This is a genomic window from Aeromonas sp. S19(2024), from assembly GCF_041402625.1.
Lineage (GTDB): Bacteria > Pseudomonadota > Gammaproteobacteria > Enterobacterales > Aeromonadaceae > Aeromonas > Aeromonas caviae.
This window is the reverse complement of record NZ_JBGLQU010000004.1, coordinates 259,550-285,534: the sequence shown is the minus strand read 5'-3', so window position 1 is coordinate 285,534 and position 25,985 is coordinate 259,550. Positions and strand designations below refer to the sequence as shown.

The 25,985-nt window shown below is 61.6% G+C and carries 21 protein-coding genes and 7 tRNA genes; 9 read left to right on the top strand and 19 right to left on the bottom strand.

Annotated elements, in window-relative coordinates:
• Nucleotides 1-57: 57 nt before the first annotated feature.
• Nucleotides 58-846: a TatD family hydrolase gene (locus ACB037_RS10885; RefSeq protein ID WP_161653085.1), complete on the bottom strand. Its 789-nt coding sequence runs from the start codon at nucleotides 844-846 to the stop codon at nucleotides 58-60.
• A gap of 40 nt (nucleotides 847-886) precedes the next feature.
• Between ACB037_RS10885 and tppF the strand changes: the two genes are divergently transcribed.
• Entirely contained in the window at nucleotides 887-1,501 is a 615-nt protein-coding gene (tppF, locus tag ACB037_RS10880) for a type IVa pilus pseudopilin TppF (protein WP_371175329.1), read from the top strand.
• Nucleotides 1,502-1,721: 220 nt separating this feature from the next.
• Here the strand turns inward: tppF and ACB037_RS10875 are convergent, their stop codons facing one another.
• The 3 genes from ACB037_RS10875 to amt form a co-directional block, all read right to left on the bottom strand.
• A complete protein-coding gene (locus ACB037_RS10875; RefSeq protein WP_371175348.1) occupies nucleotides 1,722-2,231 on the bottom strand; it encodes an N-acetyltransferase family protein in 510 nt (169 codons plus the stop codon).
• A gap of 188 nt (nucleotides 2,232-2,419) precedes the next feature.
• Entirely contained in the window at nucleotides 2,420-3,772 is a 1,353-nt protein-coding gene (gene rlmD / locus ACB037_RS10870) for a 23S rRNA (uracil(1939)-C(5))-methyltransferase RlmD (RefSeq protein ID WP_371175328.1), read from the bottom strand.
• A gap of 232 nt (nucleotides 3,773-4,004) precedes the next feature.
• Nucleotides 4,005-5,432 carry an ammonium transporter gene (gene amt / locus ACB037_RS10865; RefSeq protein ID WP_010673021.1) on the bottom strand — a complete coding sequence of 476 codons (1,428 nt, stop codon included), beginning with the start codon at nucleotides 5,430-5,432 and terminating at the stop codon, nucleotides 4,005-4,007.
• A 533-nt stretch (nucleotides 5,433-5,965) separates the two neighbouring features.
• On the opposite strand from amt, the gene ACB037_RS10860 reads away from it, so the two are divergent.
• A complete protein-coding gene (locus ACB037_RS10860; RefSeq protein ID WP_371175327.1) occupies nucleotides 5,966-6,334 on the top strand; it encodes a VOC family protein in 369 nt (122 codons plus the stop codon).
• 233 nt (nucleotides 6,335-6,567) lie between these two features.
• On the opposite strand, the gene ACB037_RS10855 is transcribed toward ACB037_RS10860, so the two are convergent.
• A tRNA-Leu gene (locus tag ACB037_RS10855) sits at nucleotides 6,568-6,652 on the bottom strand.
• A 143-nt stretch (nucleotides 6,653-6,795) separates the two neighbouring features.
• Here ACB037_RS10855 and ACB037_RS10850 point away from each other — a divergent pair.
• On the top strand, nucleotides 6,796-7,308 hold the full coding sequence (locus ACB037_RS10850; RefSeq protein ID WP_161470421.1) for an RDD family protein: 513 nt from the start codon (nucleotides 6,796-6,798) through the stop codon (nucleotides 7,306-7,308).
• Nucleotides 7,309-7,452: 144 nt separating this feature from the next.
• Here the strand turns inward: ACB037_RS10850 and lptG are convergent, their stop codons facing one another.
• Complete coding sequence (gene lptG / locus ACB037_RS10845; protein ID WP_010672962.1) at nucleotides 7,453-8,523, bottom strand: LPS export ABC transporter permease LptG; 1,071 nt, start codon at nucleotides 8,521-8,523, stop codon at nucleotides 7,453-7,455.
• 25 nt (nucleotides 8,524-8,548) lie between these two features.
• Nucleotides 8,549-9,661, bottom strand: coding sequence for an LPS export ABC transporter permease LptF (gene lptF / locus ACB037_RS10840; RefSeq protein ID WP_029313726.1), 1,113 nt, complete (start codon nucleotides 9,659-9,661; stop codon nucleotides 8,549-8,551).
• A gap of 172 nt (nucleotides 9,662-9,833) precedes the next feature.
• On the opposite strand from lptF, the gene pepA reads away from it, so the two are divergent.
• The 6 genes from pepA (at nucleotide 9,834) to pbpG (ending at nucleotide 18,036) form a co-directional block, all read left to right on the top strand.
• Entirely contained in the window at nucleotides 9,834-11,345 is a 1,512-nt protein-coding gene (gene pepA / locus ACB037_RS10835; protein ID WP_010672960.1) for a leucyl aminopeptidase, read from the top strand.
• 169 nt (nucleotides 11,346-11,514) lie between these two features.
• Nucleotides 11,515-11,970, top strand: coding sequence for a DNA polymerase III subunit chi (locus tag ACB037_RS10830; protein ID WP_010672959.1), 456 nt, complete (start codon nucleotides 11,515-11,517; stop codon nucleotides 11,968-11,970).
• A gap of 65 nt (nucleotides 11,971-12,035) precedes the next feature.
• On the top strand, nucleotides 12,036-14,888 hold the full coding sequence (locus ACB037_RS10825; protein ID WP_323957485.1) for a valine--tRNA ligase: 2,853 nt from the start codon (nucleotides 12,036-12,038) through the stop codon (nucleotides 14,886-14,888).
• Nucleotides 14,889-15,095: 207 nt separating this feature from the next.
• Complete coding sequence (locus ACB037_RS10820) at nucleotides 15,096-16,388, top strand: hemolysin family protein (RefSeq protein ID WP_029313724.1); 1,293 nt, start codon at nucleotides 15,096-15,098, stop codon at nucleotides 16,386-16,388.
• Between the two features lie 18 nt (nucleotides 16,389-16,406).
• On the top strand, nucleotides 16,407-17,072 hold the full coding sequence (locus ACB037_RS10815) for a DedA family protein (protein WP_010672956.1): 666 nt from the start codon (nucleotides 16,407-16,409) through the stop codon (nucleotides 17,070-17,072).
• Between the two features lie 178 nt (nucleotides 17,073-17,250).
• Nucleotides 17,251-18,036, top strand: a complete 786-nt coding sequence (gene pbpG / locus ACB037_RS10810; protein WP_371175326.1) for a D-alanyl-D-alanine endopeptidase — start codon at nucleotides 17,251-17,253, stop codon at nucleotides 18,034-18,036.
• Nucleotides 18,037-18,365: 329 nt separating this feature from the next.
• Here the strand turns inward: pbpG and ACB037_RS10805 are convergent.
• The 12 genes from ACB037_RS10805 to pncC all read right to left on the bottom strand — a co-directional run bounded on the left by ACB037_RS10805 (nucleotide 18,366) and on the right by pncC (nucleotide 25,867).
• Nucleotides 18,366-18,442 (bottom strand) — tRNA-Arg (locus ACB037_RS10805).
• Between the two features lie 27 nt (nucleotides 18,443-18,469).
• A tRNA-Arg gene (locus ACB037_RS10800) sits at nucleotides 18,470-18,546 on the bottom strand.
• A gap of 27 nt (nucleotides 18,547-18,573) precedes the next feature.
• Nucleotides 18,574-18,650: transfer RNA gene (locus ACB037_RS10795), tRNA-Arg, on the bottom strand.
• Between the two features lie 25 nt (nucleotides 18,651-18,675).
• Nucleotides 18,676-18,752: transfer RNA gene (locus tag ACB037_RS10790), tRNA-Arg, on the bottom strand.
• A 94-nt stretch (nucleotides 18,753-18,846) separates the two neighbouring features.
• Nucleotides 18,847-18,923 (bottom strand) — tRNA-Arg (locus ACB037_RS10785).
• Nucleotides 18,924-18,927: 4 nt separating this feature from the next.
• Nucleotides 18,928-19,020, bottom strand: a tRNA-Ser gene (locus ACB037_RS10780).
• 212 nt (nucleotides 19,021-19,232) lie between these two features.
• Entirely contained in the window at nucleotides 19,233-19,421 is a 189-nt protein-coding gene (gene csrA / locus ACB037_RS10775) for a carbon storage regulator CsrA (protein WP_005315760.1), read from the bottom strand.
• Between the two features lie 93 nt (nucleotides 19,422-19,514).
• Nucleotides 19,515-20,762, bottom strand: coding sequence for an aspartate kinase (locus tag ACB037_RS10770; RefSeq protein ID WP_010672822.1), 1,248 nt, complete (start codon nucleotides 20,760-20,762; stop codon nucleotides 19,515-19,517).
• Between the two features lie 16 nt (nucleotides 20,763-20,778).
• Nucleotides 20,779-23,403: an alanine--tRNA ligase gene (gene alaS / locus ACB037_RS10765; protein WP_371175325.1), complete on the bottom strand. Its 2,625-nt coding sequence runs from the start codon at nucleotides 23,401-23,403 to the stop codon at nucleotides 20,779-20,781.
• 279 nt (nucleotides 23,404-23,682) lie between these two features.
• Nucleotides 23,683-24,189: a regulatory protein RecX gene (locus ACB037_RS10760; RefSeq protein WP_049636522.1), complete on the bottom strand. Its 507-nt coding sequence runs from the start codon at nucleotides 24,187-24,189 to the stop codon at nucleotides 23,683-23,685.
• 41 nt (nucleotides 24,190-24,230) lie between these two features.
• On the bottom strand, nucleotides 24,231-25,295 hold the full coding sequence (recA, locus tag ACB037_RS10755; RefSeq protein WP_043154135.1) for a recombinase RecA: 1,065 nt from the start codon (nucleotides 25,293-25,295) through the stop codon (nucleotides 24,231-24,233).
• 80 nt (nucleotides 25,296-25,375) lie between these two features.
• Nucleotides 25,376-25,867: a nicotinamide-nucleotide amidase gene (gene pncC / locus ACB037_RS10750; protein ID WP_029313644.1), complete on the bottom strand. Its 492-nt coding sequence runs from the start codon at nucleotides 25,865-25,867 to the stop codon at nucleotides 25,376-25,378.
• Nucleotides 25,868-25,985 lie beyond the last annotated feature (118 nt).

Below are 25,985 nucleotides of genomic sequence, written 5' to 3'. Positions count from 1 at the left end.
AGACCGCAAACGATTTTTATGGGCCCTGTTTTTTATCACTCGGTCATCATTTGATAATCAAATGTTAATTTCATGATTTCCTGGGGGGAACAGCCGCCGGGTGGAGTCATGTAACACCGAAATAACATCCTCCAGCGGTTGCTGCCGCAATTGTGCCAACAAGCGGGCTATGGTCGGCAGGCTGGCCGGCGTGTTCACCTCCCCCTGCTGGCCTTGCAGCGGCATGTCGGGAGCGTCGGTTTCCAGCAGCAAGGCCTCCAGCGGCATCTGGCGTATCGCCTCCCGGGTCTTGTTGGCCCGCTCATAGCTGATGACCCCCCCGATCCCCAGCCTGAAACCCAGTTGCCAGAACACCTCCGCCTGATGCAGGGAGCCGCTGAAGGCGTGAATGACCCCCCCTTGTGGCGGAGTGAAGCGCCGCAGGATCTTGGCGACCGTGTCGTTGGCCCGCACCGAGTGGACGATGAGGGGCAGCTCATGCGCCATGGCCAGCCGCACCTGCGCCTCGAACATCTCGACCTGCCCCTCCTGCGGCACATGGGAGCGCAGATCCAACCCGCACTCCCCCACGGCCACCAGCCCACGGGGCCGACTCGCCAGCAGGGTCTCCAACCGGGTCAGTGCATCCCGAGGCTGCTTGCCCACATACCAGGGATGGATCCCCAGGCCATAGCGGATGTCGTCGTGGCGCTCGGCCAGCGCCATCACCCGCCCCCAGTTTTCCTCTCCCACGGCGGGGATGATATACTCGCCCACCCCCAGCTGGCGCCACCGGGTCAGCAGCGCCTCCCTATCGGCGTCAAAGACCGGAAAATCGAGGTGGCAGTGGGTGTCTATCAATTCCATGTCGCGCTTACCTGTCTGTCGTACTCAATGGGTTCATTCCATGCCAACACACGTTTCCCGAGGCTTTACCCTGATAGAACTGGTGCTGGTCATCATCGTGCTGGGGATCCTGGCCGTGACCGCCCTGCCCCGCTTCATCAACATCCAGGACGGCGGGCTCAAGAGCAGCGTCTCGGCCACGGCGGGCAGCTTTGCCAGTGCCGCCCGGCTCGCCCACGCCGGCTGGGCGGTCAAGGTAAAGGGGGAGCCCCTGGCACTCTACAACTTTAGCGGCATGGGCAGGCAGGATCTCGACATCAACAGCCATGGCTGGCCGGTGGGCACCAAGGAGGACCAGGGAGGTCAGGGGCCCGATACCGTCTTCCCCGGTGGCGACAGCGATCAGATCTCCGTCAGCAGCCGGGACGACTGCGAGAGCCTGTTTGGCGCCCTGCTCGATACCGATCTGACGGTGGCCGATGAGTTGCACCAGGATTCAGACAGTGACTACATCTCCCGGCTCATCCCGGCAGACGCTCAGGCTGACGGCGCCCTTCGTCACGACAACTGCCGCTATACCCTGCGCAGCTCCGTTGGCCGCTTCCCGGCATACCCCGACGGGCTCTCGTTCGACTACAACAGCGTCACTGGCGCCGTGACCCGCCAGTTCCAGTGAGGTCGTCGCCCTTCTCCGGGCGCTTCTCGTCTTCATCATGGAGAACCGGCGCGCAGCAGCGCCGGTTCTCCGGTGTGAGTCCCCACTCCTGGCACCAGGCATCGTAGCGAGCCAGCCAACGCAGCAATATCCCCTTCATGGGCGCCTCCTTGTCTTGATGGTTTCCCCACAAGCCTGCCCCAATCCAGCGCCCCAGACCAGCATCTCGGGGCCAGCGGCGTCATGGCCTGTCCAGCGGCAGCAGCAGCCCCATGGCAATCTCGTCCACATAGCCCTCGTCCAGCCGATAGGCCTGCCGTCTCACCCCCTCCTCCACGAACCCGCACTTGCGATACAAGGCGTGGGCCACCTCGTTGTGGGCCATCACTCCCAGCTCCAGCCGGTGGATACCGAGATCCCTCGCGGTCGCGATCAGGGTACGCAGCAACCGTTCCCCCCATCCCTGCCCGCGCGCCCCCGAACGCAGCCCCATCACCACCAGGGCGCAGTGGCGGTTGCGTGCCAGGCCGCCACCAAGGAGCGCGGCAAACCCTTGCACCTCCCCCGCCAGCTCCAGCAGCCACATGGCCTGATTGGGGGCCGCGGCCATGGCCTCGAGCCGCCTGCGCTGCCCCTCGATGTCCGAGGGGCGCTCTCCCGCTTCATACAGCATGAAGCGGGTCTCCCTGTCCAGTTGCCCGAAGAAGCGATCCAGCGCCGCCGCATCCTCCACCCCTGCCATACGAATCATCACGCCGACCTCCCTGCCTGGTGGTTCTGCCGACCACGACCATAAAAAAAACGACTCCCTCAGGAGTCGTTTTTATCAGGGCCATCTGGCTAACGCCACGCCCTCGGCCCGATCAGGCTTTCGCTGGCAGGCTCAGGCTGGCGACCGCTTCCACCTGCATCGCGCGAGGGGAAGATCCCGAGCGACGATCAGGCCTTCGCTGGCAGGCTCAGGCGAGCAACCGCTTCCACGTGCATGGAGTGCGGGAACATGTCCACCGGCTGCACCTCGTCCAGCACGAAGCCCTGCTTGACCAGCCAGGCGAGATCCCGGGCCAGGGTCTGGGGGTTGCAGGAGACATAGACCAGACGGCGCGGCGCCATGGCCACCAGGGTCTGCAATACCGCCTTGTCACAGCCCTTGCGGGGCGGATCCATCACCACCACGTCGGCACTCACCCCGTCGGCATGCAGGGCAGGCATCAGCTGCTCCGCCTTGCCCACGTGGAACTCGGTCTGCTCGATGCCGTTGAGGGCCGCATTGCGACGGGCGTCGCTGATGGCGCTCTCCACCGACTCGATCCCCACCACCTTGGCGGCCTTGCCTGCCAGGAACAGGGAGATGGTGCCGATGCCGCAATAGATGTCGAACACCGTCTCGCTGCCGGTCAGCTCGCAATACTCCAGCGCCTTGGAGTAGAGCACGTCGGTCTGGCTCGGGTTGTTCTGGAAGAAGGAGAGGGGCGAGATCTCGAATTCGAGCTCGTGGATCTTGTCGCGGATCACCCCGCTGCCCAGCAGCACCCGGTTCTTGTCACCCAGGATGCGGTTGGTGCGCACCTCGTTGATGTTCTGCACCAGAGTAGTGACCGGCAGATCCGCCAGGGCCGCCAGCAGCTCGACTTCGAACGGCAGCGCTTCGCCCAGGGTCACCAGCACCACCATCAGCTCGCCGCTCTTGAAGCCCTTTCGGGTCATCAGGTTGCGCACGCAGCCGGTGTGGGCCACCTCGTCATAGGCCGCGATGTCGTGCTCGCGCATCCAGTTGCGTACCCGGGCGTTGAGCTCCACGTGCAGCGAATCCTGCACCGCGCAATCATCGGCGGTGATGAGGTCATGGGAGTGCTTGCGGTAGAAGCCGATCTCGGCGCCCGCCTCGCTGCCACGCACCGCGTACTGGGCCTTGTTGCGATAGGCAAACGGCGTCTCCATGCCGAGGATGGGGTTGACCACGGCCTCACCCAGACCGACCTGCTCCAGTGCTCTCTGCACCAGGCTCTGCTTGAGGGCAAGCTGGGCCGGATAGGCCAGCGGGCGCACCTGGCAGCCACCGCATTCGGTGTTGGGGCAAAAATCGGCCACCCGATCGGCAGAGGGCTGGGTCAACTCGACCAGCTTGCCGTGCAGGTAGTTCGGTTTGACCTCGGTCAACTCGACCAGCGCCTGCTCACCGGGCAGCAGACCCTCGACAAACAGGGGGCGCTCGAACAGGCGACCCTTGCCATCCCCCTTGTCGGTCAGTTCCAGAATATCGATCTGATGTTGGTGTCCCACTAACGGCATGAGCGGCTCCGAAGGCATGAATAGAGAGGGTGACGACGGGGCAGACCCGGCGACCCCGAATAAAGGGTGGCAGAGTTTAGCGGAGATCCGCCCAAAATGCAGGCATAAAAGACCCTGCAAACACAAATAGCGACCCCGGCCACCAGCGGCCCGGTCCGGGCAGCCTGGCCAGCCCGCCCCAATAAAAAAACCGCCGGACGGGGCCGGCGGTATGACATTCATGGCAGCAGGATCAATGGCTGTAGGCTTTCTCGCCGTGGCTGGTCACGTCCAGCCCTTCGCGCTCGGCATCTTCCTTCACCCGCAGACCGATCAGCAGGTCCACCAGCTTGTAGGCCACGGCCGAGACCAGGGCGGTCCAGACCACGGTCACCCCCACGCCGATGACCTGTACCTTGACCTGGGCCAGGATGGAGTACCCCTCGGCCACCTGGTTGGTCACATAGTCCCACACCCCGGTGCCGCCCAGATCCGGGCTGGCGAACACCCCGGTCAGCACGGCACCCAGGATCCCGCACACCCCGTGCAGGCCGAACACGTCCAGGCTGTCATCGGCCCCCAGCAGACGCTTGAGACCGTGCACGCCCCACAGACCAGCCACACCGCTGAGCAGGCCGATGATGAGGGCGCCCCCCACACCGACGAAACCGGCGGCAGGGGTGATGGCGACCAGACCCGCCACCGCACCGGAGACAGCGCCAAGCAGGGAGGGACGGCCCTTCATCGCCCACTCGGCGAAGGTCCAGGAGAGGGCGGCAGCGGCCGGCGCGATCCAGGTGTTGGCGAAGGCCAGGGCCGCCGTGCCGTTGGCTTCGAGGGAGGAGCCGGCGTTGAAGCCGAACCAGCCGAACCACAGCAGGGCGGCACCGATCATGGTCATGGTCAGGCTGTGGGGGGTCATGGGGTCACGGCCATAGCCAACCCGTTTGCCCACCATGAAGGCCCCAACCAGACCGGCCACCGCGGCGTTGATGTGCACCACGGTGCCGCCGGCGAAGTCCAGAGCGCCGTGCTGGAACAGATAGCCTGCGGTGGCACCGGCCGCTTCGGCGGCGGCCGCATCCGTGTAGGCATCCGGACCCGCCCAGTACCACACCATGTGCGCCATCGGGATATAGGCGAAGGTGAACCAGATCACCGCGAACAGCAGCACCGCCGAGAACTTCATCCGCTCGGCAAAGCCGCCGACGATGAGCCCGCAGGTGATGGCGGCAAAGGCGCCCTGGAACACCACGTAGATGAACTCGCTGATCCCGACCCCCTTGCTGAAGGTGGCGGCGATGGAATCCGGCGTCACCCCCATCAACAGCACCTTGTCGAAGGAGCCGTAGAAGGCGCCGCCCTCGGTGAAGGCCAGGGAGTAGCCGTAGACCACCCAAAGGACGGTGATGAGGCAGAACAGGGTGAACACCTGCATCAGCACACTCAGCATGTTCTTGGCGCGCACCAGGCCGCCGTAGAAGAGGGCGAGGCCCGGCACGGACATCAGGATCACCAGGGCCGCCGCCACCATCAGCCAGGTATTGTCCCCCTTGTTGATGGTCACGGTCGCGGCCGCCTGTACCACATCGGCCTGCGCGGCCACCTCTTCGGCCCAGCCCGGGGCGGCCATGGTGGCGGCCAGCGCCAGCAGGCCAGTCATTACGAGTCTCTTGAACATACAGCCCTCTCCTTGTCGTCCCGGCATCCGGGTCCATTTCCTGATATGCATTTCCAACCTGGCCACCTGCCCACCGCACCTGTGTGGCTCACGGAGACATCATGGCGACATGACATGGGGAAAGCATAAAGCAGGCCAAGAAAAATAATCCTTTTATTTCATGGCGTTATGTTTTTATCATATTCAACACGCACCATCTTGGCGCACTATGCCCGGTTACAGGGGGAAAATCGCACTTTGGCTGTGCATTGCCGGGAGAATGCACCAGGATGACCCAATCGCCTCACAATGACGGGGCGAACCCGTGGTGATGTCACCCTGGCAGGCTTATCTATCCCGCTAAGGTATTTATGAAATAAATGAAATGGGCCATACCATGGTGAAATCAAATGAGGCTGACGGCCAATATCCCCCCACCCGAGGGGCACAAGCACTTTAAGAGTGCAAACGCGCGCCATTCGTCTGGCCAGCCCCGAAATGCCCGGTCATACTGGCAAGCCATCTTCCCCTGTTCCCAGCGCCGCGAGGAGCCCATGCCCAATCTCAACGTGACCGAAATCAAGGCCTTCGTGCCTGCCCGGGATTTCACGCTGTCAAAGCAGTTCTATCAGGATCTCGGCTTTACCCTGGCCTCCGATGGCGACGGCGTGGCCTATTTTCATCTCGGCAACGCAAGCTTCCTGCTGCAGGATGGCAACCCCCCGGGGCTGGCCGAGCAGCTCATGATGCACCTCCTGGTGGAGGACGTGGCCGCCTGGCAGACCCAAGTGGAGGCGAGCCAGATCGCCGCCCGCTACGGCGTCCGGGTCACGGAGCTCGTCACCCAGCCGTGGCGCATGAAGGAGTTCTGTCTGTACGATCCCGCCGGCGTGCTGTGGCGCATCGCACAGAATATCGACTGAGGGGATGGCAGTCCGAGAGGCTGATGGCCCGAGAGCCTGTGGGTCTGAATGTCTGAGGGTCTGAGGGTCTGAGGGTCTGAGGGTCTGAGGGTCTGAGGGTCTGAGGGTCTGAGGGTCTGAGGGTCTGAGGGTCTGAGGGTCTGAGGGTCTGAGGGTCTGAGGGTACACCTCTTCGCACCGCCCGGAAAAACAAAAGGCCATCCGCGAGGATGGCCTTTTGTCATGGAATCTGATGGTGCCCGGGGTCGGACTCGAACCGACACGTATTGCTACGGCGGATTTTGAATCCGCTGCGTCTACCGATTTCGCCACCCGGGCAGCTGCGAGGGATTATACGAATGGCGCTTTGCCATGCAAGGTGTTTTTCTTGCCCCCACCGTTGTTTGCTCATTTATTCAACGCCTTGCCGATGCCAGGCCAGTTACATAGAATGCCCGCATCATATTAATGGAATAATCATCATGGCCAAGCGCAAGACCCCCTCCCCTCTCCAGCCTGCTCCCCGGCATCCGTCCGCCGGTCTGCTGCGCCGTCTCGGCGCCCTGCTCTATGACTATCTGGTGGTGATTGCCCTGCTGATCATCGCCGGCTTCATCGGCATGGGGGTGGCCCACCTGCTGCTGGCCACCGGCATGGCGCACGTTCCCGAGGGCAAGGATGCCGCCTGGCTGCTCACCAGCCCCCTCTACAGCGCCTGGCTGGCCTTCGTCATCTGCGGTTTCTACACCTGGTTCTGGGTCCGCGCCGGCCAGACCATCGGCATGCGGGCCTGGCGCCTGCGCATCCAGAACCTGGACGGCAGCAACATTCGCGTCACCCAGGCCCTGATCCGGCTCGCCACCTCGGCCTTTGGCCTGGGCAACCTGCTGTGTGTGTTCAATCGCGCCCGCCCCCGCGCCTTCCAGGACATCTGGGCCGAATGCGAGGTGGTGGTACTCGGCAAGGCAGAAAACCTGGAGCAGCTCAATCGCTGATCCCAAGGCGGCAACGCAAAAGGGCACCCCGAGGTGCCCTTTTTGTTGACCAGAACTGACGGCTTGCAGCCCAGAACCTTGACGGAAACGGTGCATCGAGAGCAATGGCCGCCTTTTGTCAGCAACCCGCCGTCCTTCAGGCCGCTACTGCTTGCGGCTCAGGATATAGAAGGAGATGCCGCCAAACAGCAGGCTGGGAGCGATGGCCGCGAGGATGGGCGGGACCGCATAGACCAGGCTGACCGGGCCGAACACCCTGTCGCTCACATAGACCGCGAAGCCGGTCATGATCCCCATCAGCATCCGCGCCCCCATGCTCACCGAACGCAGCGGGCCGAAGATGAAGGAGGAGGCGAGCAGTATCATGGCCACCACGGAGAGCGGTGAGAGCAGCTTGCGCCACATCTCCAGCTTGTAGCGTCCGGCATCCTGCTTGTTGGCATCCAGATAACCGATGTAGTCCCGCAGCCCCGAGATGGGCAGGTTCTCGGGATCGATGCTGACCACCCCGAGCTGCTTGGGGGTCAGCTCGGATTGCCAGGCCATCTGGGCATGCTCTTCGTCTTGGATCCGGGTGGGATCGTCAAACCGGGTGATGTGCACCTGTTTCAGCAGCCAGTGGTGATCCTCGAACACCCCCTCCTTCGCCTGCACCACGTCGATCAGGTTGCGGGACGGAGTAAAGCGGTAGAGGGTGATGCCGGTCAGGGCGCCATCGTTGCGCACTCCGTTGATGTTGACGAAGTTGTTGCCATCCCGTGCCCAGACCCCGTAGGCCGAGACCGTAAGCCGCCCTTCCGACATGGCACCCGCCTTGATGTCATCCGCCATCCGCTTGGCGGCCGGTGCGACGTACTCTCCCATCAGCCCCACCAGCAGCATCAGGGGAATGGCGGTCTTGAGCGCCGCCATGACGATGCTGATCTTTGAGCGTCCCGCCGCCTGCATCACCACCAGCTCGGAGCTGGTCGCGAGCTGGCCCAGGCCGATGAGGCCACCGAGCAGGGCCGCCAGGGGGAAGAAGAGCACCGCCTCCTTGGGCATGGAGAGCAGCACGTAGTAGAGGGCGTTGAGCATGTCGTAGTTGCCTTCCCCGACCGCCTTCAACTGCTCCACGTACTTGATGAGCGCGGCGAGCCCGACCAGAGTCAGCTCGCACAGCAGGATCGACATGAAGATGACCCTGCCTATGTATCTATCGAGAATGCCGAACATCAGCAGAGACTCCCAGGTTGCAGCATCACGCTGACTTTCTTTTGAACAATTGCCCTTTGACCCCGTTCCACCAGCTGGTGCCCTGCAGGTTGAGAGGCAACCCTATCAGCAGCAGATAGACCAGGGGCACCAGGAACATCCCGGGCCAGTGGGGCAGACGCCCGCTGTCGATGGCCGACCGGGCGGCACTGAGCAGCAGGAAATAGGAGAGATAGAGCAGGATGGCCGGCAGCAGCTTGGCGTAACGCCCCTGACGGGGATTGACCCGCGCCATCGGCACCACCAGGAAGGTGAGCACCAGGATGGAGAGGGGCAGCGACAAGCGCCACTGCAATTCGGCCATCAGCTGGTTGTCCTGGGTGCCGAGCAATGCCAGGGTCGGCTTGGCCGCCGCCTTGCGGTTGGATCGCTCCATCTCCTGCTGGCGGATCACCAGGCTGTATTCACGAAACTCCGAGACCTGGAACTGCTTGCCGGTGAAATGCCCCTCGTAGCGCGAGCCATCCTTCAGGGTCAGCCACTGCAAGCCGTTGCTGTCGGCGGTCACCTGCCCCTCGTTGGCCACCACCACTGACGGGGGTGAGCCCCCCTCGGCCCGTTGCAGCACGAAGATTTTCTGCAACTCCGACCCCTTGTCGTTCAGATCCTGGATGTAGGCCACCAGGCGCCCCTTGTCGAGCTCCATGAAGCGGCCGGCCTGCAGGAAAGAGATACCGGGATCGGCCTTGAACTCGTCGATCACCTGGTACTCCCGCTCCTTGGCCTGGGGGGCGACCCAGCCGGTGTTGAACGCCGCGACGGCGGCGGTCAGCAAGGCCAGCACCAGAGCGCTGCCCATGATGAAACGGTGACTGAAACCCACCGCATGCATCACCGTCATCTCGCTTTCCGCGTACAAACGGCCGTGAGCAAACAGAATGGCTAAAAACAGACTGATAGGCAGCATCAACAACGCCATATTCGGCAGGTTGAGCAGCAGGAGGGTGGATACCAGGCGCGTCGGCACCTCACCATCGGCGGCATCGCCAATGATCTGGATAAATTGCTGGCTAACGAAGATAAGCAGCAGCACGAACAGCACCGCCAGCTGGGTTTTCAGGGTCTCCCTGAACAAATATCGGAAAACGATCACAGTCATTCCCAAGTAAACTTGTGTTTTTAGTCGAATGCCTGAAAAATAGGGCCCTATATTGGATTTTTACCAGTTTGAACTGCGGAGCCTGTGACTGTTCGCTCCGCCTCTGATACCCCAACAAGCACCGCATTATTCAATAAATGGTGCCTTTTGTCTTTAGGATGTAGGAGATTCCATGGAGTTCAGTGTAAAGAGTGGCAGTCCTGAGAAGCAACGCAGTGCCTGCGTCGTGGTCGGCGTTTTTGAGCCCCGCCGCCTCTCTCCGGTTGCCGAACAGCTGGACAAGATCAGCGACGGCTACCTCAGCTCGCTGCTGCGCCGTGGCGACCTGGAAGGGAAACCGGGCCAGATGCTGCTGCTGCATCAAGTACCGGGCGTGCTCAGCGAGCGCGTACTGCTGGTCGGGTGCGGCAAGGAGCGCGAACTCGACGAGCGCCAGTACAAGCAGATCATCAACAAGACCATCACCACCCTGAACGAAACCGGCTCCATGGAAGCGGTCTGCTTCCTGACCGAGCTGCACGTCAAGGGTCGGGATACCTACTGGAAGGTGCGTCAGGCGGTGGAAACCACCAAGGCGGGCCTCTACAGCTTCGATCAGTTCAAGACCAACAAGGCCGAACCGCGCCGTCCGCTGCGCAAGCTGGTCTTCAACGTGCCGACGCGTCGGGAACTGACCATAGGCGAGCGCGCCATCAACCACGGCCTGGCCGTGGCGAAAGGGGTGCGCATCTGCCGCGACGTGGCGAACATGCCGCCCAACGTCTGCAATCCCGCCTACCTCGCCTCCCAGGCCCGCCGTCTGGCGGATGCCTATGACAACATCACCACCAGGGTGGTGGGGGAGCAGGAGATGGCCGAGCTCGGCATGAACTCCTACCTCGCAGTGGCCCGCGGCTCCGAGAACGAAGCCATGATGGCCATCATCGAGTACAAGGGCAACGCCGACGCCAAGCCCATCGTGCTGGTGGGCAAGGGGCTGACCTTCGACTCCGGCGGCATCTCCATCAAGCCGGCAGACGGCATGGACGAGATGAAGTACGACATGGGTGGCGCCGCCTCCGTGCTCGGCACCATGCACGCCCTGGCCCAGTTGCAGCTGCCCATCAACGTCATCGGCGTGCTGGCGGGCTGCGAGAACATGCCGGGGGGCAACGCCTACCGCCCCGGTGACATCCTCACTACCATGTCCGGCCAGACCGTCGAGGTGCTCAACACCGACGCCGAAGGCCGCCTGGTGCTGTGCGATGCCCTCACCTATGTGGACCGCTACGATCCCGAGACCGTGATCGACGTGGCGACCCTGACCGGTGCCTGCATCATCGCCCTTGGCCACCATACCTCTGGCCTCTTGGCGAACCACAACCCCCTGGCCCACGAGCTGCTCAACGCCTCCGAACAGGCCGGCGATCGCGCCTGGCGCCTGCCCCTGTTCGACGAGTATCAGGAGCAGCTGGAAAGCCCATTCGCGGACATGGCCAACATCGGTGGCCGTCCGGCCGGTACCATCACCGCCGCCGCCTTCCTGTCGCGCTTCACCAAGAAGTACAACTGGGCCCACCTGGATATCGCAGGGACCGCCTGGAAGAGCGGCAAGGAGAAGGGCTCCACCGGCCGTCCTGTGCCCCTGCTGACCCAGTTCCTGCTCAACCGGGCCGGCGTGGCGGACGTCGAAGACAAGGAGTGATCCCCTTCCCCATCGACTCGAAGAGCGATGCGAGAAGGCGTTACCCTGTATCACAAGGAAGAGGCCTGCCTCTTCCTTGTTTCATTGAGAGAATCCGGGAAGTCCGTGCCAGACGCGGCTCCCGAAGACGGCCAATCGCTGTCCGTCACAGCCAAACGGGACCGACCTGATGAGCCAAGTGACCTTTTACCTGATGAGCCAGCCCGATGATGCGGATGCCTCCGCCGTCGAGCGCCTCGCCTGCCAGCTTGCGGCCGATGGCTGGAGCGCAGGCCACCTCTATCTGCTGTGCGAGGACGAGGCCCAGGCCCTGCGTCTGGACGAGCTGTTGTGGCAGTTGCCGCCCGATCGCTTCGTACCGCACCAGTTGCAGGGGGAGAGCGGTCAGGCCCCGGTGGAGATAGGCCATCAGCCGCCACGGCGGCGCTATGCCTGCCTCATCAACCTGGCCCGGCAGACACCTTTGTTTGCAGGACACTTCGCTCAAGTGGTAGATTTTGTCCCCACTGACGAAACGCAAAAGCAGCAAGCCCGCGAGCGCTACAAGCACTATCGCCAGGCGGGCCATACCCTCGAGATGAGGGATCAGCCCGTCCTTGCCGCACCGGATCCGGCGCAGCCCTGACTGCACCACCCTCGATCCACGACGAATCAACACCAGAATCCATCCATCCAGAATACGGCGAGACCATGGAAAAGACTTTTAATCACAACGCCATCGAACAGGCGCTCTACCAGCACTGGGAAGCCCAGGGCTACTTCAAGCCCCACGGCGACACCAGCAAAGATTCCTTCTGCATCATGATCCCGCCGCCGAACGTCACCGGCAGCCTGCACATGGGTCACGCCTTCCAGCAGACCCTGATGGACACCCTGATCCGCTACAACCGCATGCAGGGCAAGAACACCCTGTGGCAGGCGGGTACCGACCACGCCGGTATCGCTACCCAGATGGTGGTTGAGCGCAAGATCGCGGCAGAAGAGGGCAAGACCCGCCACGATTACGGCCGGGAAGCCTTCATCGACAAGATCTGGCAGTGGAAGGAAGAGTCCGGCGGCACCATCACCCGTCAGATGCGCCGTCTGGGTGACTCCGTGGACTGGGAGCGCGAGCGCTTCACCATGGATGAGGGCCTCTCCGCCGCCGTCCAGGAAGTGTTCGTGCGCCTGTACGAAGACGGCCTGATGTACCGCGGCAAGCGTCTGGTGAACTGGGATCCCAAGCTCAACACCGCCATCTCCGACCTGGAAGTGGAAAACCGCGAGATAAAGGGCCACATGTGGCACCTTCGCTACCCGCTGGCCAACGGCGCCAAGACCGCCGAAGGCAAGGATTACCTGATCGTCGCCACCACCCGTCCGGAAACCATGCTGGGTGATACCGCCGTGGCCGTGAACCCGGAAGACCCCCGCTACAAGGCGCTGATCGGCCAGCACATCCTGCTGCCGCTGGTGAACCGTCTGATACCCATCGTTGCCGACGAACATGCCGACATGGAGAAGGGCACCGGCTGCGTGAAGATCACCCCGGCCCACGACTTCAACGACAACGAAGTGGGCAAGCGCCACAACCTGCCGATGATCAACATCTTCACCCTGGACGCCCACGTGCGTGCCGAGGCCGAAGTGGTCGATACCAATGGCAACCCGAGCACCGCCTATGACGCCACCCTGCCGACCGAGTTCGCCGGGATGGAGCGCTTCGCCGCCCGCAAGGCCATCGTCGCCAAGCTGGACGAGCTGGGCCTCCTGGCCGAGATCAAGGACCACGTGCTGCAACAGCCTTACGGCGATCGCGGCGGCGTGCCCATCGAGCCCATGCTGACCGACCAGTGGTACGTGCGCGTGGCCCCCATGGCCAAGACCGCCATCGAGGCGGTGGAAGATGGCCGCATCCAGTTCGTGCCGAAGCAGTACGAAAACATGTACTTCTCCTGGATGCGCGACATTCAGGACTGGTGCGTCTCCCGTCAGCTGTGGTGGGGTCACCGCATCCCGGCATGGTATGACGATGCCGGCAACGTCTACGTGGGCCGCAACGAAGAGGAAGTGCGCGCCAAGCACAGCATCCCGTCCGTGACCGTGCTGCGTCAGGACGAAGACGTGCTCGACACCTGGTTCAGCTCCGCCCTGTGGACCTTCTCCACCCTGGGCTGGCCGAACAACACCGAGGCACTCAAGACCTTCCACCCGACCGACGTGCTGATGAGCGGCTTCGACATCATCTTCTTCTGGATTGCCCGGATGATCATGATGACCATGCACTTCATCAAGGACGAGAACGGCCAGCCGCAAGTCCCGTTCAAGACCGTCTACATCACCGGCCTCATCCGTGACGAAGAAGGCCAGAAGATGTCCAAGTCCAAGGGCAACGTGCTGGACCCCCTCGACATGATCGACGGCATCTCCCTGGAAGACCTGCTGGAGAAGCGCACCGGCAACATGATGCAGCCGCAGATGGCCGAGAAGATCGCCAAGCGCACCGCCAAGCAGTTCCCGGAAGGGATCAATGCCCACGGCACCGACGCCCTGCGCTTCACCCTGGCGGCGCTCGCCTCCACCGGTCGTGACATCAACTGGGACATGAAGCGCCTGGATGGCTACAACAACTTCTGCAACAAGCTGTGGAACGCCTCCCGCTATGTGCTGATGAACACCGAAGATCAGGATTGCGGCTTTGCCGGTGGCGAGATGCAGTTCAGCCTGGCGGATCGCTGGATCCAGTCCCAGCTGCAAGTGGCCATCCGTGACTTCCGCACCGCCCTCGATACCTACCGCTTCGACATCGCGGCAGGCGTGTTGTACGAATTTATCTGGAACCAGTTCTGTGACTGGTATCTGGAGCTGACCAAGCCGGTACTGACCAAGGGCTCCGAGGCCGAGCAGCGCGCTGCCCGCCACACCCTCGTCAGCGTCCTCGAGAACCTGTTGCGCCTGGCTCACCCGATCATCCCGTTCATCACCGAGACCATCTGGAAATCGGTCGCCCCGCTGGCTGGCGTACACGCCGACACCATCATGATTCAGGCTTTCCCGGAGTTCGACGCCGCCAAGGTGGACGACGCCGCGATGGCGGACCAGGAGTGGGTAAAGGAGTTCATCGTCAGCATCCGCAACATCCGCGCCGAGATGAACGTGGCGCCGAGCGTGCCCCTCAACGTGCTGCTCCAGTGCGATGCCAAGGATGCCCAGCGCGCCGCTGACAACGAGGCCTTCCTCAAGTCGCTGGCCCGTCTGGAATCCATCCGCGTACTGGCGGCCGGTGAAATCGCCCCGCTGTCGGTCAAAAAATTGATCGGTGCTACCGAGCTGATGATCCCGATGGCCGGTCTCATCGACAAGGATGCCGAACTGGCCCGTCTGGCCAAAGAGGTGGCCCGTCTGGTGGGCGAGTGCGGCCGCATCGAAGGCAAGCTCGGCAACGAGGCCTTCGTCGCCAAGGCGCCGGAAGCGGTCATCATCAAGGAGCGCGAGAAGCTGGAAGATTACCGTCTCCAGCTGACCAAGCTGGAAGCCCAGCAGGCCGAGATCGCCGCGCTCTAAGCCACAGCGCAACATGACAAGCCCCCGTTTATCGGGGGCTTTTTCATGTCATGGGTTCAGTGCCCCCTCTCCTGCCCCGCAGTTTTATCCCTCCCGCCGGGGCGATATTCAAAAATTCACGAGCCAAATCACCTCCTTTCACAAGCGCAGAGCCCGCAAATTCATTACACTGCCAGCGGTCTTTTCTATCGGGAGTGCTGCTGCAGTATGGAAATATTGATCCTGTTTGGATTGATTTTGCTCAATGGCGTCTTCGCCATGTCGGAAATCGCCATCGTGACGGCACGCAAGGCACGCCTCGCCAAAATGGCGAGCGAAGGGAGCCGCTCCGCCGCCATCGCCCTCAAGCTCGGGGAAGATCCGACCCATTTCCTCTCCGCCGTGCAGATCGGCATCACCAGCATCGGCCTGCTCAACGGTATCTATGGCGAGTCCCTGCTGGCCCAGCCCTTCGCCCTCTGGCTGCAGGAGTGGGGGCTCTCCCCCAAGAGCAGCAGCCTGCTCGCCACCGTCATCGTGGTTGTGCTGGTCACCTATCTCTCCATCGTGGTAGGGGAGCTCGTGCCCAAACGCCTCGGACAGCTCAGCGCCGAGCGCATTGCCTGTCTGGTAGCCCGCCCCATGCTCTGGCTGGCGACCCTGACCCGTCCCTTCGTCTGGTTGCTCTCCGCCTCCACCAACGCCAGCCTGCGGCTGCTGCGGGTCGATCAGCGCAGCAGCAACAACGTCACTCAGGAGGAGATCCACGCCATGCTGGTGGAGGGCTCCGAAGCGGGGGTGATCGAGGACCATGAGCACACTATGTTGCGCAACGTGTTCCGCCTCGACGAACGCAGCCTGGCCTCCCTGATGGTGCCGCGCAGCGACATCCGCTATCTGGACCTGTCACTGCCGCTGGAAGTGAACCTCCAACGTCTGGTGGAGTATCGCCACAGCTTCTTTCCTGTCTGTGACGGCAGCCTGTCAGATCTCGTCGGCATCCTCAACGTCAGCAAGGTGCTGCACGCCTACATCAAGGGAGAGCCCATCGATCTGGCGGCGCTGACCCAGGACGGCAGCCTGCTGCCGGAGACCCTCAATGGCCTGGAGCTGCTCAACCACTTCCGTACCCACTCCGAGCACATGGTGCTGGTGGTGGACGAATATGGCGAGCTGCAGGGGCTGGTCACCCAGCAGGATCTGCTGGAAACCCTGGCCGGCGACTTCCAGCAGGAAGATGGGGAGGACAACTGGGCCTTCCAGCGCGCCGACGGCAGCTGGCTGCTCGACGGCCTCATTCCACTGCCAGAATTGAAGGACTGTCTGGAGCTGGTTCGTCTGCCGGAAGAAGAAAAACATCACTATCACACCCTTGGAGGGCTTATCATGCTGCTCCTTGGCCGCCTTCCCCAGACCGGAGACCTGGTCACCCTGGAACAGTGGCAACTGGAAATCGTGGATATGGACGGCCTGCGCATCGACAAGGTACTTGCCATGCCCTTGACCGACCAACCCAGCTAACCTGCGGAGTTTGCATGTATGGAGCAGTTTTACCACCTGGCTCACGCCTTTATGCATCAGGATCTGGCGACACTCTCTGATCCCAAGATGGTCTTCATGGTCTATGTCGTCCTGCTGACCTTCCTGGTGCTCGAGAATGGCTTTATCCCCACCGCCTTCCTGCCAGGGGATACCCTGCTGATCCTGACCGGCGTGCTGATCTATCAGGGGGTGTTGCCGATGGCGGTGGTCCCGCTGCTGATCATGGCGACCTTCGTCGGTACCTGGCTTGGCTACATGCAGGGGCGTTTCCTCGGCCACACCCGGATGTATCACAGGCTGATGTCCCATCTCGATGACAAGCACAAGGAGAAGGTGCACTACCTGCTCAACAAGTACGGCATCATCACCCTGATCACCGCCCGCTACATCGCCTTCGTGCGTACCGCCTACCCCTATATCGTCGGCGCCAACGAGATCCCCCAGGGGCGCTTCCTGGTGGTCAACCTGATCAGCTCCATCATGTGGATCTGCCCCCTGGTCGGGCTGGGTTACTACCTGAGCCACACCAAGCTGGCCGCGCAGTATGAGTCCCAGTTTCTCAGCGTCATTCTCTACCTGCCGGTCGTGCTGCTGGTGGGCGGCCTCATCGCTCTGGTCTGGCGCTGGTGGAGCAGACGCAAGCCCGGCGTCTCCAGAGAGTGAGACAAACCACAGGGTCGCCCACAGGCGGCCCTTTTTTATGGAAAATAGTGGCGAATTCCCCCAGCTCGCTCTTGTAAAGCAGGGGCAAAAATGAGTGAATCTAGCGCCTTTTTTCGCTGTGGATGGAGTTGGTTGTATGGGGTGTTGGATTCGCGCAATCGCGCTGGTAGGTGGATTGATGGGACTGCTGGGTTCGCAGACAGCCCTGGCGACCCCCGACCCGGCCAAGCTGCAGCTCAAGTCGGGCAGTGCCCTGGTGATGGACGTCAACACCGGCAAGACCCTGTATCAGAAAAACCCCGCCCGGGTGCGCCCCATCGCCTCCCTCACCAAGCTGATGACGGCGCTGGTGGTGCTGGATGCCCGCCAGAACCTCAATCAGACCCTGACCATCGATCAGAACGACAGGGACAACATCAAGCACACCTATTCACGGGTGCGCATGGGCACCCAGGTCAGCCGCCGCGACGCCCTGCATCTGGCGCTGATGTCCTCCGAGAACCGCATGGCCTCGGCGCTTGCCCGCCACTACCCGGGGGGTCGCCAGGCCTTCATCCGCGCCATGAACAACAAGGCCAGACAGCTCGGCATGCGCAACACCCGCTACTATGACTCCACCGGTCTCTCCACCCGCAACGTCTCCACCGCCCAGGATCTGGCCAAGCTCCTCTCTGCGGCCTATCGACAGCCGCTGATCCGTGAATTCACCCAGGACACCAGCAGGGAGATGCGCTTTCACAAGCCGGCCTACAGCTTGATGTTCAACAATACCAACCCCCTGGTGAAGAACCCGGACTGGGATGTACGCCTCTCCAAAACAGGCTATACCGACGAAGCGGGCCGCTGCCTGCTGATGCGTGCCAAACCGGATCGTCAGGAGCTCGCCATCGTACTGCTCAACTCGGTGGGCAAACGCACCCCTGTCGGGGATGCCAACCGCATCCGCAAGTGGCTGAAAAGCTGATTCTCTCCACGAAGACATGAAAGGATGCCGCGGCATCCTTTTTTATTGCCAGCCAAACGCCTCAGCAGGCCGCCAGAGGGCGCCAGCCCCGTACAGCATAGATGCGCATGGTTCGGGCCCCCAGGTCGCCACAGGCACGGCCACGGGATGCGTCAGCAGCCTGCCAGGCAAGACACGTGGAGAGTGGTGACCCGGGGGCACGTGCAGCAAGGGGGAACCGTCCCCCGTGGGAGCGTCAGGGAGAAGGACACGAGAAAGGCAACCCCATGATGGGGAGGAGGATATCGCCCATAAAAAAACAGCCCCGACTGACGTCGAGGCTGTCTGTATGGTGCGCCCGAGAGGATTCGAACCTCTGACCACCTGGTTCGTAGCCAGGTACTCTATCCAGCTGAGCTACGGGCGCTCACAACTTGTTGCACTGCTTGAAATATGGTGCGCCCGAGAGGATTCGAACCTCTGACCACCTGGTTCGTAGCCAGGTACTCTATCCAGCTGAGCTACGGGCGCTCATAAATTGTTGCACTGCTTTAAACATGGTGCGCCCGAGAGGATTCGAACCTCTGACCACCTGGTTCGTAGCCAGGTACTCTATCCAGCTGAGCTACGGGCGCTCATAAATCATTGTATTGCTTGAAATGGTGCGCCCGAGAGGATTCGAACCTCTGACCACCTGGTTCGTAGCCAGGTACTCTATCCAGCTGAGCTACGGGCGCCCTGTTTTCAAACGATAAAAAAAGCTTACTCAACAGTAAGCCTTCTTTAGTGCCGACTTGCTGATGGTCAACACATGACTCCAAGAGTCAAATATGGTGCGCCCGAGAGGATTCGAACCTCTGACCACCTGGTTCGTAGCCAGGTACTCTATCCAGCTGAGCTACGGGCGCAAAATGGCGGAGAAGGGGGGATTCGAACCCCCGATGCGGGTATAAGCCGCATACTCCCTTAGCAGGGGAGCGCCTTCAGCCTCTCGGCCACCTCTCCGTTTGCGGGGCTGATAATACTTCACAGGGATTTTTAGTCAAACACTTTTTTGGAGAAAACAGAGCGTTCGCTCAGCATTTGGCCAAAGAGTGGAATATTCAAGCAATATCGACACTTACCCAGTAGTTACGCGCTCTGCAGGCCGATTTGCAGGCCCCTGAAAAACAAAAGGCGACATCCGGGATGTCGCCTTCAGGCAGCCATGAAATGGCTTAGAAATTCGGTTGGCCCGGGACTTTCTCGGCCTGTATCCGCATGTAGATCTCTTCGCGGTGTACGGAAACCTCTTTCGGTGCATTCACACCGATACGAACCTGGTTCCCTTTTACGCCCAGTACGGTAACGGTTACTTCGTCACCAATCATCAGGGTTTCCCCTACACGACGAGTCAAAATAAGCATTCGCTTGCTCCTGTATCCTGTTTTGTATTTATATCGATATGCGCCATTATCTTACAAAGATACCGATATGGTAAATGGTTGAAACTAAATCAATCAGGGATTGTTTCCCAAGGGCTGCTCATGAGGCTCTTGATCCAACCCGAACGCCGAGTGCAACGAACGCACGGCCAGCTCCAGGTACTTCTCGTCAATCACCACGGATATCTTGATTTCAGAGGTGGAGATCAGCTGCATGTTGATCCCTTCCTCACCCAATACCTTGAACATGGTGCGCGCTACACCAGGATGATTCCACATGCCGACCCCGACGATGGAGACCTTGGCGATCTCTCCGTTGCCCTGCACGCAGGCGGCCCCCAGCTCGCTGGCGGTCTCCTCCAGCAAGGCGCGGGCCCGGCGATAATCATCACGATTCACCGTGAAGGTGAAATCGGCGGTGCCATCCCCCATGGTGTTCTGCACTATCATGTCGACATCTATGTTGGCGTCGCTGATCGGATTCAGGATCTGCGCGGCCACGGTCGGCCTGTCCGGCACACCCAGAATGGTCAGGCTGGCCTCGTTGCGATTGAACGCAATGCCGGATACCAGGGGTGCTTCCATCCTCTCACCTCCATATGTGATTAAGGTTCCCTCTCCGTCGACGAAACTCGACAGCACCCTTAGCGGCACGCGGTACTTGCCCGCGAACTCGACCGAACGGATCTGCAACACCTTGGCTCCGAGACTCGCCATCTCGAGCATCTCCTCGAAGGTGATGGTATCGAGGCGACGCGCCTTGGGTTCGATGCGCGGATCCGTGGTATACACCCCGTCCACATCGGTAAAGATCTGGCACTCATCGGCCTTGATGGCCGCAGCCACGGCCACCGCGGTGGTATCCGAACCACCTCGGCCCAGGGTAGTGATGGCATTGTGCTCATCGCGCCCCTGGAAACCGGCAATCACTACCACCTTGCCGGCACCGAGTGCGGCTTCCACCTGCTCGGTGTCGATACGGGTGATGCGCGCCTTGCCATAGGCGGAATCGGTGTGGATGCGGACCTGATCACCGGTCATCGAGACTGCGGGGCAACCGCGCTTGTTGAGCGCAATCGCCAGCAGTGCAATGGTGACCTGCTCACCGGTGGAGATCAGCACATCCATCTCGCGCCGGTTGGCATCCTGGTCCAGCTGCTGGGCCATGCCCAGCAACCGGTTGGTTTCGCCCGACATGGCTGAGACCACCACCACCACGTCATGTCCCTGGGCACGGGTCAGTTGAACCCGCTCAGCAACTGCCTCGATCCGCTCCAGCGTGCCGACCGAGGTGCCACCGTACTTCTGTACATAGAGTGCCACAGATCACCTCGCCCGCTTACAGGCGCTCTTCCAGCCAGGAGTGAACGGATTGCAGCGCCGCTGGCACCGCCTCAGGCTGGGTACCACCCGCCTGTGCCATGTCGGGACGACCGCCGCCCTTGCCACCCACCTGCTGGGCCACCAGATTGACCAGCTCACCGGCCTTGACCTTGCCGGTCAGGTCATTGGTCACGCCCGCGATCAGGTTGACCTTGCCATCACTGCTGGTTGCCAACAGCACGACACCGGATTTCATCTGGTTCTTCAGCTCGTCCAGCATGCCGCGCAGGGATTTGGGGTCGACCCCTTCCAGGGCGGCAACCAGCACCTTCTGGCCATTGATGTCGATGACCTGGCTCAGCAGGTCGTTACCCGCCTGCGCCGCCAGCTTGGCCTTGAGCTGTTCCAGCTCGCGCTCCATCATCTTGGCCTTGTCCAGTACCTGGCGAACCTTGTCGGCGATGGAGAACTGATCGCCCTTCACCAGCGCGGCGGCCTCTTCGATCTGTTCACCCAGCTGGTGCATCAGATCGATGGCGCTCTTGCCGGTGACCGCTTCGATACGACGCACGCCAGCCGCGATGCCGCTCTCGGCAATGATCTTGAAGAAGCCGATGTCACCGGTGCGCTTGGCGTGAGTACCGCCGCACAGCTCGGTGGAGTAGTCGCCCATGCGTACCACGCGCACATCGTCTTCATATTTCTCGCCAAACAGCGCCATGGCACCGGCTGACTTGGCCTCTTCCAGCCCCATCAGCTGGGTGGCCACCTCGTGGTTGGCACGGATCTGGGCGTTGACGAGCTCCTCGATCCGGCGAATGGTCGCCATGGTCAGCCCTTCGAAGTGGGAGAAGTCGAAGCGCATGCGCTCGGCGCCCACCAGGGATCCTTTCTGGGTCACGTGCTCACCCAGCGCCTGGCGCAAGGCCGCGTGCAGCAGGTGAGTCACGGAGTGGTTAAGGGCGATGGCCTGACGACGGTCGCCATCGACCACGGCCTCGACCTCGGCTCCCTTCTCCAGGGTACCCAGTTCCAGATAGCCCTTGTGGATGATCGCCTTGCCCGCTTTCTGGGTGTCGGTGACGGCGAAGATGCCGTCATCCACCTTGAGGATTCCACTGTCACCCACCTGACCGCCGGACTCCGCATAGAAGGGGGTCTCCGCCAGCACGATCACTGCCTCTTCACCGGCGATGAGGCCATTGACCTCGACACCATCCTTGTAGATACCGACCACCTGGGTGTTCTGGCTCAGTTGCTTGTAACCGGTAAAGGGGGTCTCGAAATCGAGCTTCAGCACGTCGTTGTAGTTCACGCCGAAACTGGAAGCCTCTTTTGCGCGGGCGCGCTGCTTCTCCATCTCGGCCTTGAAGCCCTCTTCGTCGATGCCGATCTCGCGCTCGCGCACCACGTCGGCGGTCAGGTCGGCCGGGAAGCCGTATGTGTCATAGAGCTTGAACACCACTTCACCCGGGATCACCTTGGCATCACCGAGGTTGGCCAGGGCGTCTTCCAGCAGCAGCAGACCTCTGTCCAGCGTGCGGACGAACTGCTCCTCCTCGATGCGCAACACTCGCTCGACCAGCGGCAGCTGGGCGATCAGTTCCGCCGCCACATCCTTCATCTGCACGGCCAGCTCGGCAGCCAGCTTGTAGAAGAAGACGTCGGTAGCACCCAGCTTGCGGCCGTGACGCACGGCGCGGCGGATGATGCGGCGCAGCACGTAGCCGCGACCTTCATTGGAGGGCATGACACCGTCAGCCACCAGGAAGGCGCAGGAACGGATGTGGTCCGCGATGACGCGCAGGGACTGGTTGCTCAGATCCATGGTGCCGACAATCTCGGCCGCCTTCTTGATCAACGCCTGGAAGATGTCGATCTCATAGTTGGAGTGCACCCCCTGCATGATGGCGGAGATACGCTCCAGACCCATGCCGGTATCCACGGACGGACGGGGCAGCGGCTCCATGGTGCCGTCAGCCTGACGGTTGAACTGCATGAAGACCACGTTCCAGATCTCGATGAAGCGGTCGCCATCCTCGTCCGGTGAACCGGGAGGGCCACCCCAGATGTGATCGCCGTGGTCGTAGAAGATCTCGGTGCAGGGACCGCATGGGCCGGTATCGCCCATGGCCCAGAAGTTGTCGGATGCATAAGGAGCACCCTTGTTGTCACCGATGCGCACGATGCGATCGGCCGGCACGCCGACCTCTTTTTCCCAGATGTCGAAGGCTTCGTCATCAGTCGCGTAGACGGTCACCAGCAGGCGCTCTTTGGGCAGCTTGAGGGTACCGGTCAGGAATTCCCATGCAAACCGGATGGCGTCCTGTTTGAAGTAGTCACCGAAGCTGAAGTTGCCCAGCATCTCGAAGAAGGTATGGTGACGGGCGGTATAGCCGACGTTTTCCAGGTCATTGTGCTTGCCGCCAGCCCGCACGCAACGCTGGGCCGTGGTGGCACGGTGATAGGCACGCTTGTCGGCGCCAAGGAACACGTCCTTGAACTGGTTCATCCCTGCGTTGGTGAACAGCAGGGTCGGATCGTTGTGCGGTACCAGCGAGCTGGAAGAGACAACCTGGTGTCCCTGGGTGCGGAAATACTCGAGAAACGCAGCGCGAATCTCTGACGTGGACATGTACATGGAAAATCCTGCTTGATTCGAATACGGACTTTTAACCGCATTAATGTAAGTTTTCTGCAGGGTAAAGTAAAACGTGGGGACCCTTGGCGGGTGAAATAGCCCCCAAGGGGCCAGCGTTTGGCAGCAGCACCCGCAAGCACGTCGCAACAGGGGGGCTTCGGGATGCCTCGCTTGACCACAGGGCCACCATTGACAGACCCGGCGAAGGGCTGATATTCCCCACCAGCCGCACCGCACACCAAGGGAAATCCTGCCCATAGGTCCAGCCTCGGCGCGCCACTATTGCTCACCTTGCATGGCTGAGAGGGCGTAACGGGCTTGCTCCTGGGTAAAACCACGCCCCATCAGATATTTGAGCCACTTCATGCGCAGTTTGAAGTCGGCAAAGTCGGTCGCCTTTGCCCGACGCGACAACAACGCAAGCGCCAGTTCGAACCAGTCGAGCTCGGGTTGATCCAGGGCCGCCTCGATCTGGGTGTCATCCAGCCCCTTGCGACGCAGGTCGAAGCGGATCCTGAGCGGACCATGGCCTTTGGCCGCACCAGCCCGCACCGCCATGGCACCGTAACGATCGTCATTGACCCAGCCATAGCCACGGCAATGGTCGAGTACAACGGCGACCACCTCCTCCTCGAATCCCTTCTGACGCAGGCGTCTGGCCAGCTCGGACTCCGCACTTTCGCGGCGGGCAAGACTACGCATGGCAAAGGCGCGGGCGGCGACGACCAGCTCTTCAAAGGTCAATTCGACGGGCTCGCCCGGCTCGTTCACTGATTCATCCACCATAAACAACAAGGCCGGGTATCAACCCGGCCTTTCCTCATTCCTTATTCGAACTCTTGTTCGTTTTCGGCTTCAAACTCGGCGTATTCGGCAGCCGTGGCCTTCTCCTCCACCGGCGCGGCGCCGGAGAGCAGCAGCTCGCGCAGCTTCACTTCCACCTCGGCAGCCAGTGCCTTGTTTTCGGAGAAGAGCTTCATCACGTTGGCTTTACCCTGGCCGATCTTCTCGCCGTTGTAGCTGTACCAGGCACCCGCCTTGTCGATCAGCTTGTGCTTGACGCCCAGGTCCACCAGCTCGCCCTCCTTGGAGATGCCGGCACCATAGAAGATCTGGAATTCAGCCTGCTTGAAGGGTGGCGCCACCTTGTTCTTGACGACCTTGACGCGGGTTTCGTTGCCGACCACCTCGTCCCCTTCCTTGATGGCGCCGGTACGACGGATGTCCAGGCGCACGGAGGCGTAAAACTTCAGAGCGTTACCACCGGTGGTGGTCTCCGGGCTGCCGAACATGACACCAATCTTCATCCGGATCTGGTTGATGAAGATGCACAGGCAGTTGGCGTTCTTGATGTTGGCGGTCAATTTACGCAGCGCCTGGGACATCAGTCGGGCCTGCAGGCCGACGTGGGAGTCACCCATTTCGCCTTCGATTTCCGCTTTCGGGGTCAGGGCCGCCACGGAGTCGACGATGATGACGTCGACGGCATTGGAGCGCACCAGCATGTCGCAAATCTCCAGTGCCTGTTCACCGGTATCCGGCTGGGAGATGAGCAGGTCGTCGACGTTGACGCCCAGCTTGGCGGCATAGATAGGATCCAGTGCGTGCTCCGCATCGACGAAGGCACAGGTCTTGCCCTTCTTCTGGGCTTCGGCGATCACCTGCAGGGTCAGCGTAGTTTTACCGGACGATTCCGGACCGTAGATCTCGACGATACGACCGCACGGCAGACCACCGATCCCCAGCGCCACGTCCAGAGAGAGAGAGCCGGTGGAGATGGCTTCGATATCCATGGTCTTGCTGTCGCCCAGACGCATGATGGAGCCTTTGCCAAACTGCTTTTCGATCTGGCCCAGCGCAGCCGCCAGTGCCTTCTGTTTGTTCTGATCCATGCCAATCTCCGCTGGGAATCGTGAGTAAGAAGTGAAGTTGGGCTAAGTATACTGTTTATGCATACAGTATCAAGCCCAATTTATTTGAGCAGTGCCAGGAGTCCGGACAAGGCCTGTCTGACCGCCTGCTGGCGCACCTGATGGCGATCCCCATCGAAACGGGCGAGCAGGGAGTGGTGACGACCGGTACGATCTGCCCAGGCAAACCAGACAGTGCCGACCGGTTTCTCCTCGCTGCCACCACCAGGCCCGGCGATACCGCTGATGGCCACGCAGATACCCGCATCGGAGCGAGCCAGGCAGCCCCGGGTCATCTCCAGCACCACGGGTTCGCTGACGGCACCGTGGCGCAACAGGCTATCGATGCTGACGCCGAGCATCTGCTGTTTGGCTTCGTTGGTGTAGGTCACGAAACCGCGATCGAACCAGGCCGAGCTGCCGGCAGTATCCGTGATGGCAGTGGCAACCCCGCCGCCGGTGCAGGATTCCGCCGTGGCGGCAAGCCAGCCTCTGGCCAGCAGTGCTTCGCCCAGTTCCCGAGATAAGCGGGAGATCTCTGCTTCAAGTCCCATCATCGCGTCCTCTTCCGGCCTCTTCCAGGCGAAATATGGCGCTCATTATGCAGTTGCCCCGCTCCTCGGGCAACCGACCCCGGGGCCACTGCGTCAGCATGTTGTCGTCGCTTAAGCT

Excerpts from the sequence above, each read along its gene's own strand:
- ACB037_RS10885 (WP_161653085.1), bottom strand. The coding sequence starts at position 846 with ATGGAATTGATAGACACCCACTGCCACCTCGATTTTCCGGTCTTTGAC.
- tppF (WP_371175329.1), top strand. The coding sequence starts at position 887 with ATGCCAACACACGTTTCCCGAGGCTTTACCCTGATAGAACTGGTGCTG.
- ACB037_RS10875 (WP_371175348.1), bottom strand. The coding sequence starts at position 2,231 with ATGATTCGTATGGCAGGGGTGGAGGATGCGGCGGCGCTGGATCGCTTC.
- rlmD (WP_371175328.1), bottom strand. The coding sequence starts at position 3,772 with ATGCCGTTAGTGGGACACCAACATCAGATCGATATTCTGGAACTGACC.
- amt (WP_010673021.1), bottom strand. The coding sequence starts at position 5,432 with ATGTTCAAGAGACTCGTAATGACTGGCCTGCTGGCGCTGGCCGCCACC.
- ACB037_RS10860 (WP_371175327.1), top strand. The coding sequence starts at position 5,966 with ATGCCCAATCTCAACGTGACCGAAATCAAGGCCTTCGTGCCTGCCCGG.
- ACB037_RS10850 (WP_161470421.1), top strand. The coding sequence starts at position 6,796 with ATGGCCAAGCGCAAGACCCCCTCCCCTCTCCAGCCTGCTCCCCGGCAT.
- lptG (WP_010672962.1), bottom strand. The coding sequence starts at position 8,523 with ATGTTCGGCATTCTCGATAGATACATAGGCAGGGTCATCTTCATGTCG.
- lptF (WP_029313726.1), bottom strand. The coding sequence starts at position 9,661 with ATGACTGTGATCGTTTTCCGATATTTGTTCAGGGAGACCCTGAAAACC.
- pepA (WP_010672960.1), top strand. The coding sequence starts at position 9,834 with ATGGAGTTCAGTGTAAAGAGTGGCAGTCCTGAGAAGCAACGCAGTGCC.
- ACB037_RS10830 (WP_010672959.1), top strand. The coding sequence starts at position 11,515 with ATGAGCCAAGTGACCTTTTACCTGATGAGCCAGCCCGATGATGCGGAT.
- ACB037_RS10825 (WP_323957485.1), top strand. The coding sequence starts at position 12,036 with ATGGAAAAGACTTTTAATCACAACGCCATCGAACAGGCGCTCTACCAG.
- ACB037_RS10820 (WP_029313724.1), top strand. The coding sequence starts at position 15,096 with ATGGAAATATTGATCCTGTTTGGATTGATTTTGCTCAATGGCGTCTTC.
- ACB037_RS10815 (WP_010672956.1), top strand. The coding sequence starts at position 16,407 with ATGGAGCAGTTTTACCACCTGGCTCACGCCTTTATGCATCAGGATCTG.
- pbpG (WP_371175326.1), top strand. The coding sequence starts at position 17,251 with ATGGGACTGCTGGGTTCGCAGACAGCCCTGGCGACCCCCGACCCGGCC.
- csrA (WP_005315760.1), bottom strand. The coding sequence starts at position 19,421 with ATGCTTATTTTGACTCGTCGTGTAGGGGAAACCCTGATGATTGGTGAC.
- alaS (WP_371175325.1), bottom strand. The coding sequence starts at position 23,403 with ATGTACATGTCCACGTCAGAGATTCGCGCTGCGTTTCTCGAGTATTTC.
- ACB037_RS10760 (WP_049636522.1), bottom strand. The coding sequence starts at position 24,189 with ATGGTGGATGAATCAGTGAACGAGCCGGGCGAGCCCGTCGAATTGACC.
- recA (WP_043154135.1), bottom strand. The coding sequence starts at position 25,295 with ATGGATCAGAACAAACAGAAGGCACTGGCGGCTGCGCTGGGCCAGATC.
- pncC (WP_029313644.1), bottom strand. The coding sequence starts at position 25,867 with ATGGGACTTGAAGCAGAGATCTCCCGCTTATCTCGGGAACTGGGCGAA.